The 15858-nt window shown below is 62.4% G+C and carries 13 protein-coding genes and 3 tRNA genes; 9 read left to right on the top strand and 7 right to left on the bottom strand.

Translation table 11 applies throughout. From position 1 onward, the window contains the following. Positions 1 to 22 precede the first annotated feature (22 nt). Complete coding sequence (locus KGJ62_12695) at positions 23 to 1771, top strand: HlyD family efflux transporter periplasmic adaptor subunit (protein ID MDE2127438.1); 1749 nt, start codon at positions 23 to 25, stop codon at positions 1769 to 1771. Between the two features lie 12 nt (positions 1772 to 1783). Next, on the top strand, positions 1784 to 3031 hold the full coding sequence (locus tag KGJ62_12690) for an ABC transporter permease (protein MDE2127437.1): 1248 nt from the start codon (positions 1784 to 1786) through the stop codon (positions 3029 to 3031). Positions 3032 to 3167: 136 nt separating this feature from the next. On the opposite strand, the gene KGJ62_12685 is transcribed toward KGJ62_12690, so the two are convergent. Further along, positions 3168 to 4964, bottom strand: coding sequence for a M3 family oligoendopeptidase (locus KGJ62_12685; protein MDE2127436.1), 1797 nt, complete (start codon positions 4962 to 4964; stop codon positions 3168 to 3170). Positions 4965 to 5568: 604 nt separating this feature from the next. Between KGJ62_12685 and kynU the strand changes: the two genes are divergently transcribed. The 3 genes from kynU (at position 5569) to KGJ62_12670 (ending at position 8035) form a co-directional block, all read left to right on the top strand. Then, complete coding sequence (gene kynU, locus KGJ62_12680) at positions 5569 to 6816, top strand: kynureninase (protein ID MDE2127435.1); 1248 nt, start codon at positions 5569 to 5571, stop codon at positions 6814 to 6816. Beyond that, entirely contained in the window at positions 6816 to 7466 is a 651-nt protein-coding gene (locus KGJ62_12675; protein ID MDE2127434.1) for a cyclase family protein, read from the top strand. The genes kynU and KGJ62_12675 overlap by 1 nt, the downstream gene beginning before the upstream one ends. Before the next feature lie 152 nt (positions 7467 to 7618). Then, positions 7619 to 8035: a hypothetical protein gene (locus KGJ62_12670; protein ID MDE2127433.1), complete on the top strand. Its 417-nt coding sequence runs from the start codon at positions 7619 to 7621 to the stop codon at positions 8033 to 8035. A gap of 129 nt (positions 8036 to 8164) precedes the next feature. Here KGJ62_12670 and KGJ62_12665 read toward each other — a convergent pair whose 3' ends face one another. Both KGJ62_12665 and KGJ62_12660 read right to left on the bottom strand, forming a co-directional pair. Beyond that, the gene (locus tag KGJ62_12665; GenBank protein MDE2127432.1) at positions 8165 to 8791 is read right to left on the bottom strand and encodes a sigma-70 family RNA polymerase sigma factor; all 627 of its coding nucleotides are present in this window, start codon (positions 8789 to 8791) and stop codon (positions 8165 to 8167) included. Positions 8792 to 9090: 299 nt separating this feature from the next. Then, positions 9091 to 9834 carry an SIMPL domain-containing protein gene (locus KGJ62_12660; GenBank protein MDE2127431.1) on the bottom strand — a complete coding sequence of 248 codons (744 nt, stop codon included), beginning with the start codon at positions 9832 to 9834 and terminating at the stop codon, positions 9091 to 9093. Positions 9835 to 9976: 142 nt separating this feature from the next. Here KGJ62_12660 and hemL point away from each other — a divergent pair, with 142 nt between their 5' ends. From hemL to KGJ62_12640, 4 genes are all read left to right on the top strand, one after another. Continuing rightward, positions 9977 to 11275 (top strand): glutamate-1-semialdehyde 2,1-aminomutase, encoded by a 1299-nt coding sequence (hemL, locus tag KGJ62_12655; GenBank protein ID MDE2127430.1) that lies wholly within the window; start codon positions 9977 to 9979, stop codon positions 11273 to 11275. Positions 11276 to 11412: 137 nt separating this feature from the next. Then, positions 11413 to 11733: a hypothetical protein gene (locus tag KGJ62_12650; protein ID MDE2127429.1), complete on the top strand. Its 321-nt coding sequence runs from the start codon at positions 11413 to 11415 to the stop codon at positions 11731 to 11733. A gap of 113 nt (positions 11734 to 11846) precedes the next feature. Continuing rightward, positions 11847 to 12530: a TIGR03936 family radical SAM-associated protein gene (locus KGJ62_12645; protein ID MDE2127428.1), complete on the top strand. Its 684-nt coding sequence runs from the start codon at positions 11847 to 11849 to the stop codon at positions 12528 to 12530. 7 nt (positions 12531 to 12537) lie between these two features. Continuing rightward, positions 12538 to 14484, top strand: coding sequence for an Rne/Rng family ribonuclease (locus tag KGJ62_12640; GenBank protein MDE2127427.1), 1947 nt, complete (start codon positions 12538 to 12540; stop codon positions 14482 to 14484). An 87-nt stretch (positions 14485 to 14571) separates the two neighbouring features. Here the strand turns inward: KGJ62_12640 and KGJ62_12635 are convergent. From KGJ62_12635 to KGJ62_12620, 4 genes are all read right to left on the bottom strand, one after another. Next, positions 14572 to 14656: transfer RNA gene (locus KGJ62_12635), tRNA-Ser, on the bottom strand. Positions 14657 to 14695: 39 nt separating this feature from the next. Next, positions 14696 to 14771, bottom strand: a tRNA-Arg gene (locus tag KGJ62_12630). A gap of 41 nt (positions 14772 to 14812) precedes the next feature. Further along, a tRNA-Arg gene (locus KGJ62_12625) sits at positions 14813 to 14885 on the bottom strand. 160 nt (positions 14886 to 15045) lie between these two features. Beyond that, positions 15046 to 15858 (bottom strand): hypothetical protein (locus KGJ62_12620; GenBank protein ID MDE2127426.1); only part of this gene is annotated, 813 nt, incomplete at its 5' end.

The following is a 15858-nucleotide window of genomic DNA, read 5'->3' as shown; positions in this document are numbered from 1 at the left end:
GTTCGTATGGGTTCCCTTGCAAATGAAGAAAAAACTGCTCTACTTCTGCGCCTTGCCGTTCGTGGTTTTCGTGCTCGTGATCGTTCTCGCAGCCCGAGTCCTCCTTCATCCCACGCCGAAGGCGATCCAGACGGACACGGCCACTACCGGAAACGTTTCGATCAAGGTCGTGGAGACAGGAACCATTGAGCCACTCCACAAAGTAGACGTCAAGTCTCGCGTGGCCGGCCGTATCTCCGTTCTGTATGTGGATGAGGGCGCGAGCGTTGCTCAGGGTCAGGTTTTGGGTCGCATCGATCCGCAGCAGATCGATACGCAGGTGAATGCCCAGCGCGCCCAGCTCGAGAGTGCCGATGCGCGCATTGCGTCGGCACGCAAGTCGATGCAGTTTCAGCTCACGGCTACCACCACGGGCGTCAATGAAGCGGAGCAGAACCTGCGGGCAGCGGCTGCTGCCCTGAAAGAGGCCGAGATCGAGTCGGCGGTCCAGCCAAAGCTGACCACCGCCGGCATCCAGGCGGCTGCCGCCAACCTTGCCAGCCAGCAGCAGGTGCTGAACGCGCAAGAGCAGAGTCTGAAGTTGCTGAAGGAGACGACCAACCCGCAGGCAGTGGTCTCGGCACAGGTTGCGGTGGACCAGGCGAAGGCACAGCGGGACAACGCCCGGCTGAACATGCAGCGCCAGCACCAGTTGCTGGCCAAGGGGTTTGTATCGGCGCAGGCAGTCGATCAGGCCGATACCGATTACCAGGTGGCGCAATCGCATCTGCAGGATGTGGCGCAGCACCTGGCTCTGGTGCGGCAGGCAAACGCGCTTCAGCTTGCCACCGCGGAGGCGCAGGTTGCGGGCGCTCAGCAGCAGGTACGGCAGATGCGTGCCGCACTGAACCAGGCCAGGAGCACGCCGCTTAACCAGCAAAAGGTAGCTGCATTGGAAAGCGCCCGCGCTACGTACCTGCAGGACGTGGCCCAACTTGAGGCAGCACGGTCGCAGGTGATACAGAACGGTGTGAAGTCCGACGCCATCAATGGCGCGGTTGCGGATGCGGCGCAGATCCAGCAGGGGCTGCAGGGACTGCTCGTCAACCAGCGCGATACAACCATTCTGGCGCCGATGTCCGGCGTAGTGACCAAGCGCTTCGTCGAGGCCGGAGAACTCGTCACGTCCGGTATCGAGTCGTTCAACTCGGGCACCGCGATTTTTGAGATTGCCGACCTGGCAAAGATGCTCGTCACCGTGGATATAAACGAAGTGGATGTGGCTAAGGTCCGCCGGGGAATGCTCGCCGAGGTCACCATCGACGCGGCGCCCGGGGTCATCTTCACCGGTCACGTGCTCAAGGTAGCGCCGGCCGCTATCGGCAGTAGCTCCGATACCGGCACGTCGGCATCAACCACCGCGGCGGCGAATACACAGCAGGTGATACGGTTCGAGGTCAAGATTCAGATGGATCACGCGGATCGGCGCCTCAAGCCCGGAATGAGCGCACGATGCTCGATTATAGTGGCGCGCCGCCGCAGTGTGGTGATGGTGCCCAACGAGTGTGTCACCGGTACCGGGGCGAATGCCACGGTCCAGGTACTGCGCAACGTGATCGTGAAGGGCGTGCCCACGCAAAAGCCGACGCCGGTGCCCGTGGTGGCCGGCTTGCGCGGCGATGAGTATACGGAGATCGTCTCGGGCCTCAAGGCGGGTGACAAGGTTGTGCCTGCGCCGTATACCGGTCCGCCGCGCAAAACGTTCGACATCAACGCCCAGATGGGAGGCTGACGCAGGCGGTCTATGCAGTACTTCTATGCCTTCCTGACGGCCCTCGACAACCTCAGGGCCAACAAGCTGCGCTCAGCGCTCACCATGCTGGGCGTCATCATCGGCGTGACCGCTGTTATTATGATGGTGGCTATTCTGGAAGGCTCTATGTCGCGCGTCACGGGCGAGTTCCAGAAGCTCGGCTCCAATCTCATCATAATTGTTTACAACCCCGATAAAGCTGACCTGAAAAAGACGACGCGGCGCATAACCGGGCTTACGATGGAGGACGTGGCTGCCATTCAACAGCAGTGCAACCTTATCGGCCAGGTATCGCCCGAAATGCAGCTTACCGGCGGCGGATCGGCGGAGTACGAGGGTCGCGAGCTCGATGTCACCGGCGATGGCGTAGGCGCCGAGTACGCGCAGCTGCGCAACGCGGTCGTGCAAGAGGGGCGATTCATTTCTAACCAGGATGTGCGCACGTGGGCAAAGGTGTGCGTCATCGGCTCGGAGGTGAAAGACAAGCTCTTTCTCAAGGAAGACCCGATCGGCAAGGACCTGAGTGTGAACGGCATCTATCTCACTGTGGTAGGTGTGCTGGAGCCGAAGGGTCGCACGTTCAACGGCGATGCCGATTTGCAGGTTTTTATCCCCATAAGCACGGTCCAGAAGCGGCTGCTGGGTACCGAAAACGTCAGCGCCATCTATGCGGAACCGGTGAGTTTGAAGCAGATGGACGCCGCAAAGGATCAGGTTTGGCGCCTGTTGATGCTGCGATACAATAACCTGCCCGGCTTCACCGTGGACAGCATGGACAATATCCTCGACAGCATCCGGCGGGTTATCGCCATCTTCACGATGCTGTTGGGCTCCATCGCCGGACTCGCGCTCCTTGTGGGCGGCATCGGCATTATGAATATCATGCTGGTTTCCGTGACCGAGCGCACGCGGGAAATCGGACTCCGCAAGGCCGTTGGCGCCCGCGGGCGCGATATTCTCCTTCAGTTCCTCATCGAGGCTGCGGTGTTGTCGGGTACCGGCGGGCTGACCGGAGTATTGCTGGGCAGTTCGGCAGCGTGGTTCATCGGTTTCGCCACGCAGTTCATACCGTCGCTCACCAACCCCAGGTCGGGCGAAAAGGGCATCGCCATGTACGTGCCGCCGAGCCTGGCAATTGGCGCGCTAGTGTTCTCCGCAGGCGTCGGCATGTTCTTCGGCATCTATCCGGCATACCGCGCGTCCAAGCTCGATCCCATCGAAGCGCTGAGGCACGAATAGCAGTTATTGGTTGGGGTTACACGGGCGTTCCTGCGTGAACCACCACGTGTCGGTGAGCGCGAGTGGGCCCATGCGACTTTTAAACCAATGCGACCAATCGGTCGTCCGGGAGTTAGCTCGCAGCCGTCGGGCGCCCCTATTTTCCGGCCGCGGCCACTGCCGACTCGAACTCGGCTATCTGGCCGCGAATGATGTCGAGGCTCGCCCGCCAGAATGAAGTGGACGTGACATCGATACCAAACCGCGCGGCAAGCGATACGGCATCGGCTGTGCCGGTACTGGCCAGCAGGTCGTCATACTGCGGTTTGAACGTATCCGAAGAGTTGCGATACAGGCTGTAGAGACCGAGTCCGAATAGTAGGCCATAGGTATACGGGTAGTTGTAGAACGTCGGCCCGTAGTAATGGCCCTTCACGGCCCACATCCATGGGTGCAGCGGATCTACGGCCGAGTCGTACGCTGCGCGCTGGCACTCGGTCATCAAATCGCACAACTCGGTTACCGTCAAGTTCCGCTGAGCACGGCGCTGGAATACTCCGCGCTCAAACAGGAACCGCGAGTGGATATCAACCACCACCTGCAGGTTGCGCTGCAGCACCGTGTCGAGAAGCACAATCGTGTCGTCGCTGGAGGCTCCCTGAAGCGCTCCGTCAAACGTAAGCGTCTCACAGAAGATGCTCGCCGTCTCGGCCAGCGTACTCGGCGTGCGCCGCTGCAGGATCGCGTGCTTGCCCAGGTTCAGATTGTGGTACGCATGGCCCAGTTCATGGGCCAGTGTGCTGACATCCGTAAACGATCCGGAAAAGTTCATCAACACGCGTGACACACCGGGTGAGAGCCCCATGCAGTAGGCGCCACCCTCCTTTCCAAGCCGGGGACCCGCGTCTACCCATTCGTCCCGAAATGCCGCAGTAGCGAAATCGCCCAGTCGCGCGCTGTACCGGTTGAAACTGGATGCAACAAACTCGGAAGCTTCCGCCCAGCCCCAAATGCGCGCCTCCTTGCCCACAGGAGCCGAAATATCCCACCACGCCAGGACGGGAACTCCGAGCCACTTCGCCTTGGCCCTGAGGTAGCGATGAAAATCGGGAAACGACTCGATGCATGCCGCCTGCATCGCCTCCAGAGTGATGGCGTCGATGCCGTTGGCAATCAGCGTCGGCTCTACGTCGCTGCCGAACGAGCGCCGGGCACGCAGCGTCTGCTGCCAACCCTTGATCCCGTTCAGAGCCGCCGCCAGCGGAACACTCACGCTCTCCCACGCCACTTGCTCGGCTTCCCAGGCGCGCTGCCGCACAGCGCGGTCGGCATCGGCGGCCAAAGCACGCACTGCGCTCAACGGCAGCTGCTCCACGCCCTTGCCGGCATCTACCGGCGCGGAAAGAAGTGCAGACATCTTGCCATGGAGCGCTCCCCATGCCGCCAGCCCCGATGACCGCAAGTCAACCGCCAGCGCCTCCTCGCTTTCGCTCATCTGGTGGCCGGCCAACTGTTGAGCGCGAGATAGCAGGTAGCCGTACTGCGCCGCAAGCGGACTCCGCTTCTGCAGCTCGTCGATATCGGTCGTGCCGCACCACGCCGTGTACCGGGTCATCAGCTGCTGCAGTGGCTGCGCAGCGGTCTCCAGGCGGGACTCGAATGACTGCGCAATCTCGTCCTTCGCGTTCGTGGTTACCAGGCATGCCAGGTACGCCTCGAGAAGGTGCACCTCTTCGAGCGTACCGTTCAACGCCGTCGTCACATCCTCCCAAGCGGTGACCAAGGCCGTATCCACTTCGGACTCGGTGCGCCGGCGCACGTTGTGCTTGTCAAAAAGCACCTGCATCGCGCGAATCTCGGCTTCGGCGCTATCCAGCGCCTGCCGAAACTCCGACGAATCCAGCGATGGAAAGAACGGCGTGAGATCCCAGCGGGGTAAATCAGCAACTGTCATGCAATCAATATCTCCGTGTGGGTGGTAATTCCGCACAGCTATTGTACTCCGGCAGCCGTTTCCATTCTGTAACGGAGGGAACGACACCGATATACTTGACAAATGTGATAAACTAAGTCATATATAGAGCAGATCGGCGACCTGCGTTCAGGTAGCAGGCTCAAAAAGGCTAAAAGCCGGCAGCGATGCGAGTAACCAAGACAACGGTGAGGCGTTACGGTTCGGCTTGCATATGAGCTGGAGTCCGCATTCTATCCGGATACCGGGCGCGGCCGGCATTCCCCGGGCTTGCGCGGTTCGAGATGACGACGCTTACGAGACGGCCGGCGAACTTCGTGAAATCTACGCGCCGCACGAAACAACGCCCGGGAAGGATGCAGTGACCTGATGCCGTATTGGCGAACGCTCGTCGCACACCCGGTTTGCGCTCAAGTATCTGCCCGGCTACTCCAACGTAAGAAACGACGACGGCTTGCCGACGGTGTGCACACCATTATCGGCGCGCCGATCGAGAAGGAAGTGGCTCACTAACTGCAGTTCGGTCTCTCCTTGTGACCGTGATCATCGGGCGCCCCGCCGACTTCTGGCGCAGGGCGCCCACTTTTTGGCTAAACTGATCAGCGTGAACTCACTGTCACGCGAGCTGGCCGCGGAACTGGATCGCAACGATCGATTTGCTTTTCAGCGCAGCATGTTCGCGCGGCCGGCCGGCGCCATCTACCTCGACGGCAACTCACTGGGGCTGCTGAGTCAGCCGTCCGAGGCAGCCGTGCTTCGCGCCCTCGCCATGTGGCGTGAGAACGCCGTTGGTGGTTGGTTTCACGATGATGGCTGGCTGACTGCGTTTTCGCGATGTGTCGACCGGCTGGAGCGGCTGACGGGCGCCGAGCACGGGGAGGTGACTCTCGGCAGCTCCACCACAGTCGCACTGCACCAGTTTGCCGCCACATTCTTCCAGCCGAAGCCGGGCCGCGACTGCATCCTGGTGGATGACACCTGCTTTCCCTCCGATTCGTACGCGCTTCGAAGCCAACTGTGCTTGCACGGCCTGTCGCCGGAAACCAACCTCATCCGGGTAAAAGCCGGCGCCGATGGACTGGTTGAAGAAGAGGCGATTGTGCGGGCCATGCAGGGTCCCGTGGTGCTTGCGGTGCTCTCGGCAGCCATCTTCACGACCGGGCAGCTGCTCAGCATACCGAGACTCACTGAGGCCGCGCACGCCCAGGGCATTCTCATCGGGTTCGATGCTTCCCACTCCGTAGGCGCAGTGCCACACCAGCTGCACGCCTGGGGACCGGACTTCGCCATCTGGTGCGGCTACAAGTATCTCAATGGCGGTCCCGGAGCGCCGTCCGGCGTCTTTATGCACCGCCGCCACTTCGGGCGCTCCGCCGGGCTTGCCGGCTGGTTCGGCTCTCACCCAGAGCGGATGTTTGAGATGAAACCGGTGCAGTCGCCGGCGCCCGGAGCAGCCGCAATGGGAATGGGTACACCCCCTGTCTTGAGCCTGGCTGCGCTCGATGGTGCGCTCGAAGTGTTCGACGGCGCCCCGATAGACGAGTTGCGGGCCAAATCGGTTGAGCTTACCGAGTGGCTGATTGCGCTCGCCGATCTCAAACTCGGCGCCATGGGGTTCACTGTGGCATCCCCGCGCGACGCGGAGCGCCGGGGCGGCCATGTTGCACTTCGGCACGAGCACGCTCAAGAGATTTGCCGGCGGCTGCTTCAAAAGGGCATCGTTCCGGACTACCGGCCGCCCGACATCATCCGCCTTGCTCCGGCGCCGCTCTACAATGGCTGGTGTGACTGCTGGGATGCCGTCACCGCCATTTCAGAGATCGCCGGATCGTGATGCCGGAGCCGGAGCGAAGGAATCCATACGGCCGGATTGTCGACATCTCGCCGGCCATCTCTGCGGCCACAGCGGTGTGGCCCGGCGATGCGCCGTTCCAGCGCACCGAGCCGCATTCGCTGGAACGTGGCGACACGATCTCCCTCGACGTGGTCACCACGACGCTCCACCTCGGCGCGCACGTGGATGCACCCAGCCATTTTGCGCGCGGAGCGGCCTCTGTGGAGCAGCTACCGCTCGCGGCATTCATTGGCCCTGCGGTGGTCATCGATGCGCCGGTGCTTCGTGACGGTTCGATCGCGCCGATCTCACCTGAGGCCATCGTGGCGCCGCGTGTGCTGGTGCGAACGGGCTCGTGGACCGACCGAACCCGGTTCCCGGAGCACTTTGCTGCACTTAACGAGGCTCACGTGGCACTATTGGCAGCGAGCGGAGTTATACTGCTCGGAATCGATCTGCCGTCGGTGGATCCGGCCGATAGCAAGGAGTTGCCCAACCATCACAAGTTGTTCAGCGCCGGCATTGCGATTCTGGAGCAAGTCGACCTCCAAATGGCGCCGGCCGGGGAGTACACGCTGGTCGCGCTGCCGCTCAACATCTGCGGCGCAACGGCATCTCCGGTGCGCGCGGTGTTACTGAAAGCGTTGTGAAAGGGCAGGCCCGCTGCGCTCGCGCAGGGTGTGCTATACGGTGGTGGCCGTCACGTAGCGGCTTGCCTGGGGCAAAGTTTCGCCCACGTTGCACATTTCCTAACTGCGCGGGCACAAATAGAGCGGACTTGGTACTATAATTGATGCGAGAAATGGTCGTTCGTTTCTTCAACATTCCGGCAGCGGCACTGCCCGCCGCAGCGCTCATACCCGAGGCACCATTTATGCGGAAGCAGGCTCAACAGGTCGAATCCGGTGTACTTCGCGATGCCAGAGCCCGCGTAAGTGCGATGCCCGACGATCTCCCGGCCCGGCGCAATCTGGCGCTGCTGCTTCTTCAAGAGGCTTCCGGCCAAACGCCGGACGCGGATACGACCGCAACGATTTACGAGTGCCTTCTGCACGCCTCCGTGGTGCGTGAACTCAGCCGTGACGCTGCAGATGTCGATAGCATGAAGCTGCTGGTTGACGAGATCCGGCAGAGCTACGGTGATGAGTTGATTAACCGCGTGGAGGCCGCGCGGCGCGAGAGCGTTCAACGGCTTTGGGACGACTTGATGATGAACTGACGCCGAGGAAGGCGCCACACAGTCAACGGGGCCGGCAGCAGCACGCGGAGTGCGGCGGCCGGCCCCGTTTTGTTATTCCTGTTCGCATGCAAGCGCCCAGCGCGGATCGATACGCAGTGAACCCGGGCGCTAGATGGCCTGGAGGCGGCCCTGCTCGATCTGGCGGCGCAGATTGTTGAGCGCGTGACGCAGCAGTGAGCGCGCGGTTGCATCACGCACGTTCAGCGCCAATGCGATATCTTCAAAAGAACGCTCATCGTAATAGCGCAGGATAAGCACCTGCCGTTGGCGCCGCGGCAGCGCATAGATCGCCTCGGCCAGGCCCTCACGAAACTGATCCTGGGCGATCCGATCGTTCCACTGCGGGGTGGGATCCACACGATCGGTTGGGTCGTAATCCTCACTCAAACTCGCAACTTCGCGCTTGCGCAGCCGCCATTGATGGCGGGCGTACGTGTACACCGAGGTCGTCAGCGCGCGGCCAAGATACGGACGCAGCGGCACGCCACGCTCCGGGTCGTAGACGTCCAGAAGCTTGCAGAACCGGAAGTAGATCTCGCCGCGAAGGTCTTTTCGCATCTCGGCGTCGTCGGCATACTTGCCAATCAGCCGGCGGATGAAGGGATCGAATTCGTGGAACAGCTTCAGCCGCGCGTCGTCTGTATCTGGAACAACGTTGTCAAGCTCGGGGGCTGGCACGGAAGCGGGCGCGGTCGCGGGATCGACCTGGTGGTCCGGATTGTTCGTGCGTGCCACGCTCGGATCCATCTAATCCTGCATGTCTCTCTGCCTGTCTGCCCCCACCGTGAGGGTGCTGCGACGCTGGCCCCGCACGCCTGGAACAGGCTGGAACGACGACGCCCTGGCGCGAACCGGACCGGTGCCGCTCGTTTGCCATGACGGCACGGGAAACGAACTGTCTGATCGTAGGCACCAGTATACCACACCGTTGTTCCGATTCAGGCTTTTGGAACCGGTACGATGGTGCGGTTGGAACTGGCGTTGCAGCCGTCGCTTGCCACTTCTGTGCCCGTTCTGGACACTACCGGCCGTTGCTAGCGGACCTCCCCATCCGCGATCTGGTAGACGATGGTCACGTCGGCCGTGATTGTCACCTGCCCGGGTTCAACCGGCGTCGAAGGCGCGGCGGCCATGCCGGCCATCGCGCGGGATGCAAAGTACATTGGCTGCGGTCGCGACACGCTGGAAATGTTCACGTCCAGGGTGGCAACCACGTGGAGATTGCCGGCGGTGCAGGCCACGTCGGCCTGCCGGCGCGCATCTTTTATAGCGGCGGCTATCGCGGCATCGTGCTGCACATCCGGGTGCGCCACGCGGAATGAGATGCCGTTCACCGAGTTGGAGCCGGCGCTGGTGACGCCATCGAGGATAGGCCCCAGCGTGGTCAGCTTGCGCACGGTGACCAGAACATCGTTCGAAACACGATAGCCGGTAATGCGCTGCGGCTCATTGTTAAAGCCACCTGTGGTCAGCGGTTGAACGCTGTAGTTGGATGTTTGAATATCCTTCTCCGCCACGCCAAGGCTGGCGACAGCATCCCGGACGCGCGTGGCTGCCAGCGCGTTATCCCGCGCGGCTGCTACGGCCGATTTGTCATCCGTCACCACACCCACACTGATCGTGGCCTCATCCGGCGTCGCCTTGATATCGGCGTGGCCTGAAACAGTAAGGCGGTGCGGCTGTGGCCGGTTTGAAGTGGGCGGAGTCTGCGCGGCGCATAGGGTTGGCGTAAGGGCGGCGACGGCGCTCAGCAGCGCGAAAAAGGGTGAACTCTTCATGACTGGATTGCTCCTTGCACCGCCTCAGCAGCCTCGCGGCGCGCGATGGCTTGAGGTACAGTGCACTTCAACTTTAACTTTTTTGCTTTGCGATACCTGCCGCCAGCCGCCCGGGAGCTATACCATGACGACACCAGAGAGTCTGCCCGTAGAACGCTCGTCCGAGTTGATGACGCGCGCCGAGCGCCACATACCGGGCGGCGTTAATTCGCCGGTTCGCGCTTTTCGGTCCGTCGGCGGCGAACCTCGGTTCCTGCAGCGTGGCTCCGGCTGCCATGTTTGGGATGCGGATGGCAACCGGTACATCGATATGGTCTCATCCTGGGGGCCGCTCATCCTGGGCCATGCGCACCCCGATGTTCTGCGGGCTGCCTGCGCGCAGGCTGAACTCGGCACTACCTTCGGCGCACCCACCGCGCTGGAGGTTACACTTGCCGAGGAAGTGTGCCGTGCGGTGCCCTCGGTCCAAATGCTCCGGCTGGTCTCCTCCGGCACGGAGGCTACTATGAGCGCTATCCGGGTTGCCCGCGGTTTTACCGGCCGAAACCGCATTGTAAAGTTTGCCGGATGTTACCACGGTCATGCCGATTGCCTGCTGGCTGCCGCCGGATCCGGTGTGGCATCGCTCGGCCTGCCCGACAGCGCCGGCGTGCCCCCAGCGGCGGTTGCCGACACGCTCACGCTGCCATACAACGATATCGGCGCAGCCGAAAAGCTTTTCAAAGCCGAGGGCGGGCGTATCGCCTGCGTTATCGTAGAGCCGGTTGCCGGAAACATGGGTCTGGTTCCGCCGCAGAGCGGGTTCCTGGAGGCGCTGCGCCGGCTCACAGCGACTGCCGGTGCGCTGTTGATATTCGATGAAGTCATCTCCGGCTTCCGCGTCGGCCTGGGTGGCGCCCAGGGTGAGTTTGGAATCGCTCCGGATATCTCCACGTTCGGCAAGATACTCGGCGGCGGGTTCCCGCTCGGTGCTTATGGTGGCCGTCGCGACGTGATGGAGCAGGTCGCGCCACTGGGACCGGTCTATCAGGCCGGCACGCTCTCCGGTAATCCCGTTGCCACTGCCGCCGGCATCGAAACTCTGCGCCAGCTGCGAAACGGCGGCGGCGCGCTGTATGCGCGGCTCAACGGGCTGGCTGCCGGCCTGGCCGCCGCGCTCCGAGCCGGCGCCAAAGAGGCCGGACTGCCCGTCTACGTTTCGCAGTATCAATCGATGCTCACGGTCTTCTTTACCGATCAGGATGCCGTGCCCGATTACGACGCCGCGTCGCGATGCGACCGTGCGAGATTCGGTCGATGGTTTCACCATCTGCTCGATCATGGAGTGTACTGGCCGCCGTCGCAATTCGAGACGGCGTTTGTGTCGGCCGCAATGACGCCTGACGACATCTCAATGGTGGCGGAGAATGCTGCGCTGGCATTTCACGCAGCAGCCGGATGACGAGCTCCGATCCGATACCATGGCGCCGCTCACCAGGGCATCTCGGGTACTATCTTCACAGTCAACCTGCGGGTTGCGACACATTGCGTCGCAACCGCAACGGTGTTCGGCGCCACGCCGGCGCCATGGGGAATATCATGAAAAGAACTGTCGCTCTCTGCTCCGCAGCACTCCTTCTACTCAGCGCAGTGGCGTTTGCCGGACCTAAGCCAAAGGCACACAAGCTGGTCAAGCACGCAAAGCACGTGAAAGTGGCGAAAAAGCTCACGGACGTGTGGACTTGCCCAATCGAACTGGATGCTGCCAGCAAGACCATCAAGCCTGTGGTGTTTGCGGGCTATCGCGTCCACTTCTGCTGCTCCAGCTGCCCTGCCATCTTCAGCAAGCTGACGCCGGCCCAAAAGAAGGCCAAAATCCTCGCGGCGCTCAAGCACAAGTCTGCGACAAAGATGGGCTAAAGGGTAGGCGTGCGGTTGAACCCACGAGCCGGCCGCCCCGTGCGATGGATGCGACCGGCTCACCTTGCTAGTGGGCGATCCACCGACGCCACTGCAGTTGCCGACAAATTGGATTGACAGCCTGCATTGTAACTTTTCGCAAAACGGAGCCCGTTCGATGGCTCTCGCACCTCGACCTTCTGAGAGCGTTTGAACGCGCGGTACGCCGGGCGGGCCTGCCGGTATCCTACACCGCCGGATTCAATCCGCGCGCCCGCCTCGTTTTCGCTTCCGCACTCAGCACCGGTGTTACAGGCGATGGTGAGGTTCTGGGTATCCATCTCGAAGCGGAGTTGGCGATGGATGAAGCTGCCGCTCGACTTACCGCGGTGCTGCCGCCTGGAATCTCCATCGTCTCATGCACTGCGATGCCTGCCGAACGCGTAGGCGGCTTCCTGAATGGCTTCACGCGCGCCGAATACCAGGTGTTTTGCGATGTGCCGCCCGGCAGTTTCGATGCGCTTTGCCGGGCGCTGGAATCTGTGCAAAATGCAGCGGAGCTGCCCATCGAGCGCATCCGGCAGGGAAAGTCGCGGCGGGTGGATGTGCGGCCATGGCTCTACCGGATTGCTGCGGCGCCGGCCGCGAAGGATCGGGCCGTGATATCGGCCACTGTTGGGATCGGCGAAGGCGGCGCCGCCAAGCCGAACGAGATCGTGCAGTTGCTGGCGGAGCGCGGCGCGGAGTTGACGCCGCGAAAAATACATCGAGTGCGTCTGATTGTCCCGGAAGTCGGGCAGCTGGCGTGTGAGGAGTGACCCGCAGTTGAGCAAAGAGATTATTGTGAACGTTGGTGAACGCGAAACTCGCATCTGCGTGGTGGAGGATTCGCGGCCCCTGGAGCTTCAGATCGAGCGTGAAGAGCGCGTGGTCGGCGGCGTCTACAAGGCCAAGGTGGTCAACGTGCTGCAGGGCATGGACGCTGCATTCGTCGACATCGGATTGGAGCGAAACGCGTTCCTCTATGTGGGCGACGTGCTGCCGACCAGCTTCAGCGGCAGCCTGGCAAGCCGCGGTAAGCCGGCGCCCGGTCCGGTGGCAAGAGTTGAAGAGGCCGACAGTGCGGAGTCTGGTGATCTCACCGATGATGACGAGCCGGACGATGACGACCTGGCCGACGATATCGAGTACGCCGATGACGACCAGGCAGCCGAGGAAGCGGCGCCGGTGGCCGCCAGCGCATCGCCAACCCGCTGGCAGCAGGGTCGCGGCCGGCTGCGGCGCTCCGACCTGCGCGACCAGCGTATACGCGACGTGGTGCGCACCGGCCAGGAGCTGCTGGTTCAGGTGATCAAGGGGCCGCGGAGCACCAAAGGCGCGCGCGTCTCTACACGGATATCGCTTCCCGGCCGGTATCTGGTGCTGATGCCGGAGATCAACTCGATCGGCATTTCGCGCAAGATTGAGGATGCGCGCGAGCGCGACAGGCTGCGCCGGATCGCCGACAAGCTGCGGCCAGCCGGCGCCGGCATCATCGTGCGGACCGAGGCCGAAGACAAGGCGGAAGAGGATCTGGTCCAGGATATCGAGTTCCTCAAGAAGACCTGGTCCGATGTACAGATCGCCGCCGGAGAGCGCCGCGCCCCGGCGCTGGTGCAGCAGGATCTCTCTCTGCTGTACAAAACCATCCGTGATATCTTCGGTTCCGACGTGGACCGCATGATCATCGACGATCCGGCGGAGTACGAGAAGGCCAACGACCTCTTGATGCGGATTTCACCTGGTCTCGCCGGGCGGATCCAACTTTACGATGGGCGCGAGCCGATTTTCGATCACTTTGGCCTGGAGGAGGAGCTGGACCGGCTGACGCGCCGCAAGGTCTTCATGAAGAACGGCGGTTCGCTGGTTATTGACGAGACCGAAGCCCTCACCGTGATCGACGTGAACACCAGCCGGTACGTTGGCGGCGCCAGCCTGAACGAGACCATTCTTAAGACGAATGTCGACGCTGCCGATGAGATCGCGCGACAGCTGCGCCTGCGTGACATCGGCGGAATCATTGTCATCGACTTTATCGATATGTCCAGCGTCCGCGACAAGCAGACCGTGCTGCGCACGCTGGAGTCTGCGCTCCGGAAGGACCGCTCTCGCACGCGGATTTCCGGAATAAGCGGGCTGGGGCTGGTGGAGATGACGCGTAAGCGAACCGGCGAAACGCTCACCGGCTTCATGACGGACGAGTGTCCGTACTGCAACGGTCGCGGTCATCTGCCATCGGCGGAGAGCGTAACCAACCTGATTGAGCGTGACCTGCGCCGGATGGCTTCGGCACAGGCAAATCGTGGCAAGGCGTTCATCGTGCGGTGCCACACCGATGTGGCCGAACTGTTGATCGGTCCCGAAAGCGCTGCCGTTGAGGAGCTGGAGCGGCTGTTGCAGTGCGCGGTCTTTGTGCGTGCCGACGATGACGCGCACCTGGAAAAGTACTCGATCAAACCGGCCGATGCCGACGCGCTGGAAGCGGAGGTCGCGTCACTGCGTGCCTCCGGGGTCACACAGTGTCGCGTGGCGCGATCGCTGCTCAAAGAGGCCGGGCGATGCGTAGGCTGGGCAGGCGGGCTATTGATCGATCTGGACGACAGCAGGCGGCAGGTTGGCCAAACGGTTGCCGTCAAGCTGACTTCGGTTCGGAGATCGTGGGGCGCAGGTGAACTGGATGCCGCTCCGCGAAAGGAGGGCGCGAGACCTGCGGCGGCGGGTGGGCGCCGCTAATTCGCGGAGCGTGGCAAACCGCCTCGCGTTTTGCCCGCTAGCCCGTAATAGCTGCGTTGGCAGGGCGCGCACCGTTCCGAATGCGTACGGAGAGAGTGGGATTCGAACCCACGGGGCTGTGACGCCCACGGCTTTTCGAGAGCCGCACCATCGACCACTCGGACATCTCTCCGAGCCATGCCACCTTCGCACCAGGTGCCGTGGTCATGGATGGCGCCCTCGGAGGGAATCGAACCCCCTGCGCCTTCCTTAGGACGGAAGCGCTCTATCCGGTGAGCTACGAGGGCAGCTAAACCAATTCGTATGCCTCAACGCGCCAGGCATGCAATGCGCTCGAAGGGAATCGAACCCCCGGCCTATAGGTCCGCAACCTATCGCTCTATCCGCTGAGCTACGAGCGCCCTTTCGCACTTTGCCGTTCCAGCAACGGCGTGAGCCAGTATACCCCGTTACCAACCCTGCTTGCACGGACGGCAGGCGGCACACAAAACGAGGGTCGGAGCGCGAATTGCGCTCCGACCCTCGTTTCTGCTGTATTCCGCAGCGAGCAGTCAGGCCGAGTTACTGATTTGGTTCGAAGTAGTTCAGTTCGCCGGGCGCGCCACCGTTGGTGCTGCCGGCCAGTATCTGCAGCCACTGTCCGGCCTTCATCCCCTTCGCGTGGCCGTCCAGAAACGCGATGTTCGCTACGCCTTCTCCGTAGGTAGTGGCGCGGGTTGCGACATAGCAGAACTGGTTGCCACCGGAGTGGCGGGGCTGCGGTCCGAAGAACGCGTACGCCGGAGGAGAACTGGTGCCCCAGCCTGGATACTTGGCCGGATCCACCCACGCGCCGCACCAGCCGAGCGCGGACTGCATGCCGAAGATGCCGTGCCACGCGTCGAAGTTGCCGGCGTCCTGGATGAAGACATACTCGGATGGGCGGGCAACATTGGCGAGCGCCAGCGAGTTCACCACGTTCGGATAGTAGAAGTGGTGCATGTCGGCGTCACCCGCAATGCCGTCGTACTGTACGCCGGCTGCGATGTACTGCTGGAACCAGGAACCGGGCCCGCGGGTCACCCAGTACGGGAAGCCCTGGATCGCTGCGCGGCCGTTGATGCCGTAGCTGAGCCAGTATCCGTAGTCGGGCGGACCGCCGTCCCAGCCGGAGGGAGCGTCTGGGCAGTTGACGATGGGGTAGCTCTTGGTGTAGGGCTGAACCAGGTCCTGCCACGTGTAGAGCACGGTGCCGGCGGGATCCGATGCCAGGTCGAGGACGACCTGCTCATCGTAGTCCTGGATATACATTTCGTTCGCGGTGGCCAGCTGCCGGACGTTGCTGAGGCACACGGTTTTGCGTGCCTCTTCTCGGGCCTGCGCGAAGACGGGGAA

Source organism: Armatimonadota bacterium (genome assembly GCA_028871815.1).
Classification (GTDB): domain Bacteria; phylum Armatimonadota; class Chthonomonadetes; order Chthonomonadales; family Chthonomonadaceae; genus REEB205.
This window is presented reverse-complemented; position numbering and strand designations above follow the sequence as displayed.

What these genes read in the sequence shown, in the direction of transcription:
- KGJ62_12660 (MDE2127431.1), bottom strand. Translation starts at nt 9,834, where the DNA reads ATGAAGAGTTCACCCTTTTTCGCGCTGCTGAGCGCCGTCGCCGCCCTT.
- KGJ62_12685 (MDE2127436.1), bottom strand. Translation starts at nt 4,964, where the DNA reads ATGACAGTTGCTGATTTACCCCGCTGGGATCTCACGCCGTTCTTTCCA.
- KGJ62_12695 (MDE2127438.1), top strand. Translation starts at nt 23, where the DNA reads ATGAAGAAAAAACTGCTCTACTTCTGCGCCTTGCCGTTCGTGGTTTTC.
- KGJ62_12650 (MDE2127429.1), top strand. Translation starts at nt 11,413, where the DNA reads ATGAAAAGAACTGTCGCTCTCTGCTCCGCAGCACTCCTTCTACTCAGC.
- KGJ62_12670 (MDE2127433.1), top strand. Translation starts at nt 7,619, where the DNA reads ATGGTCGTTCGTTTCTTCAACATTCCGGCAGCGGCACTGCCCGCCGCA.
- KGJ62_12675 (MDE2127434.1), top strand. Translation starts at nt 6,816, where the DNA reads ATGCCGGAGCCGGAGCGAAGGAATCCATACGGCCGGATTGTCGACATC.
- KGJ62_12690 (MDE2127437.1), top strand. Translation starts at nt 1,784, where the DNA reads ATGCAGTACTTCTATGCCTTCCTGACGGCCCTCGACAACCTCAGGGCC.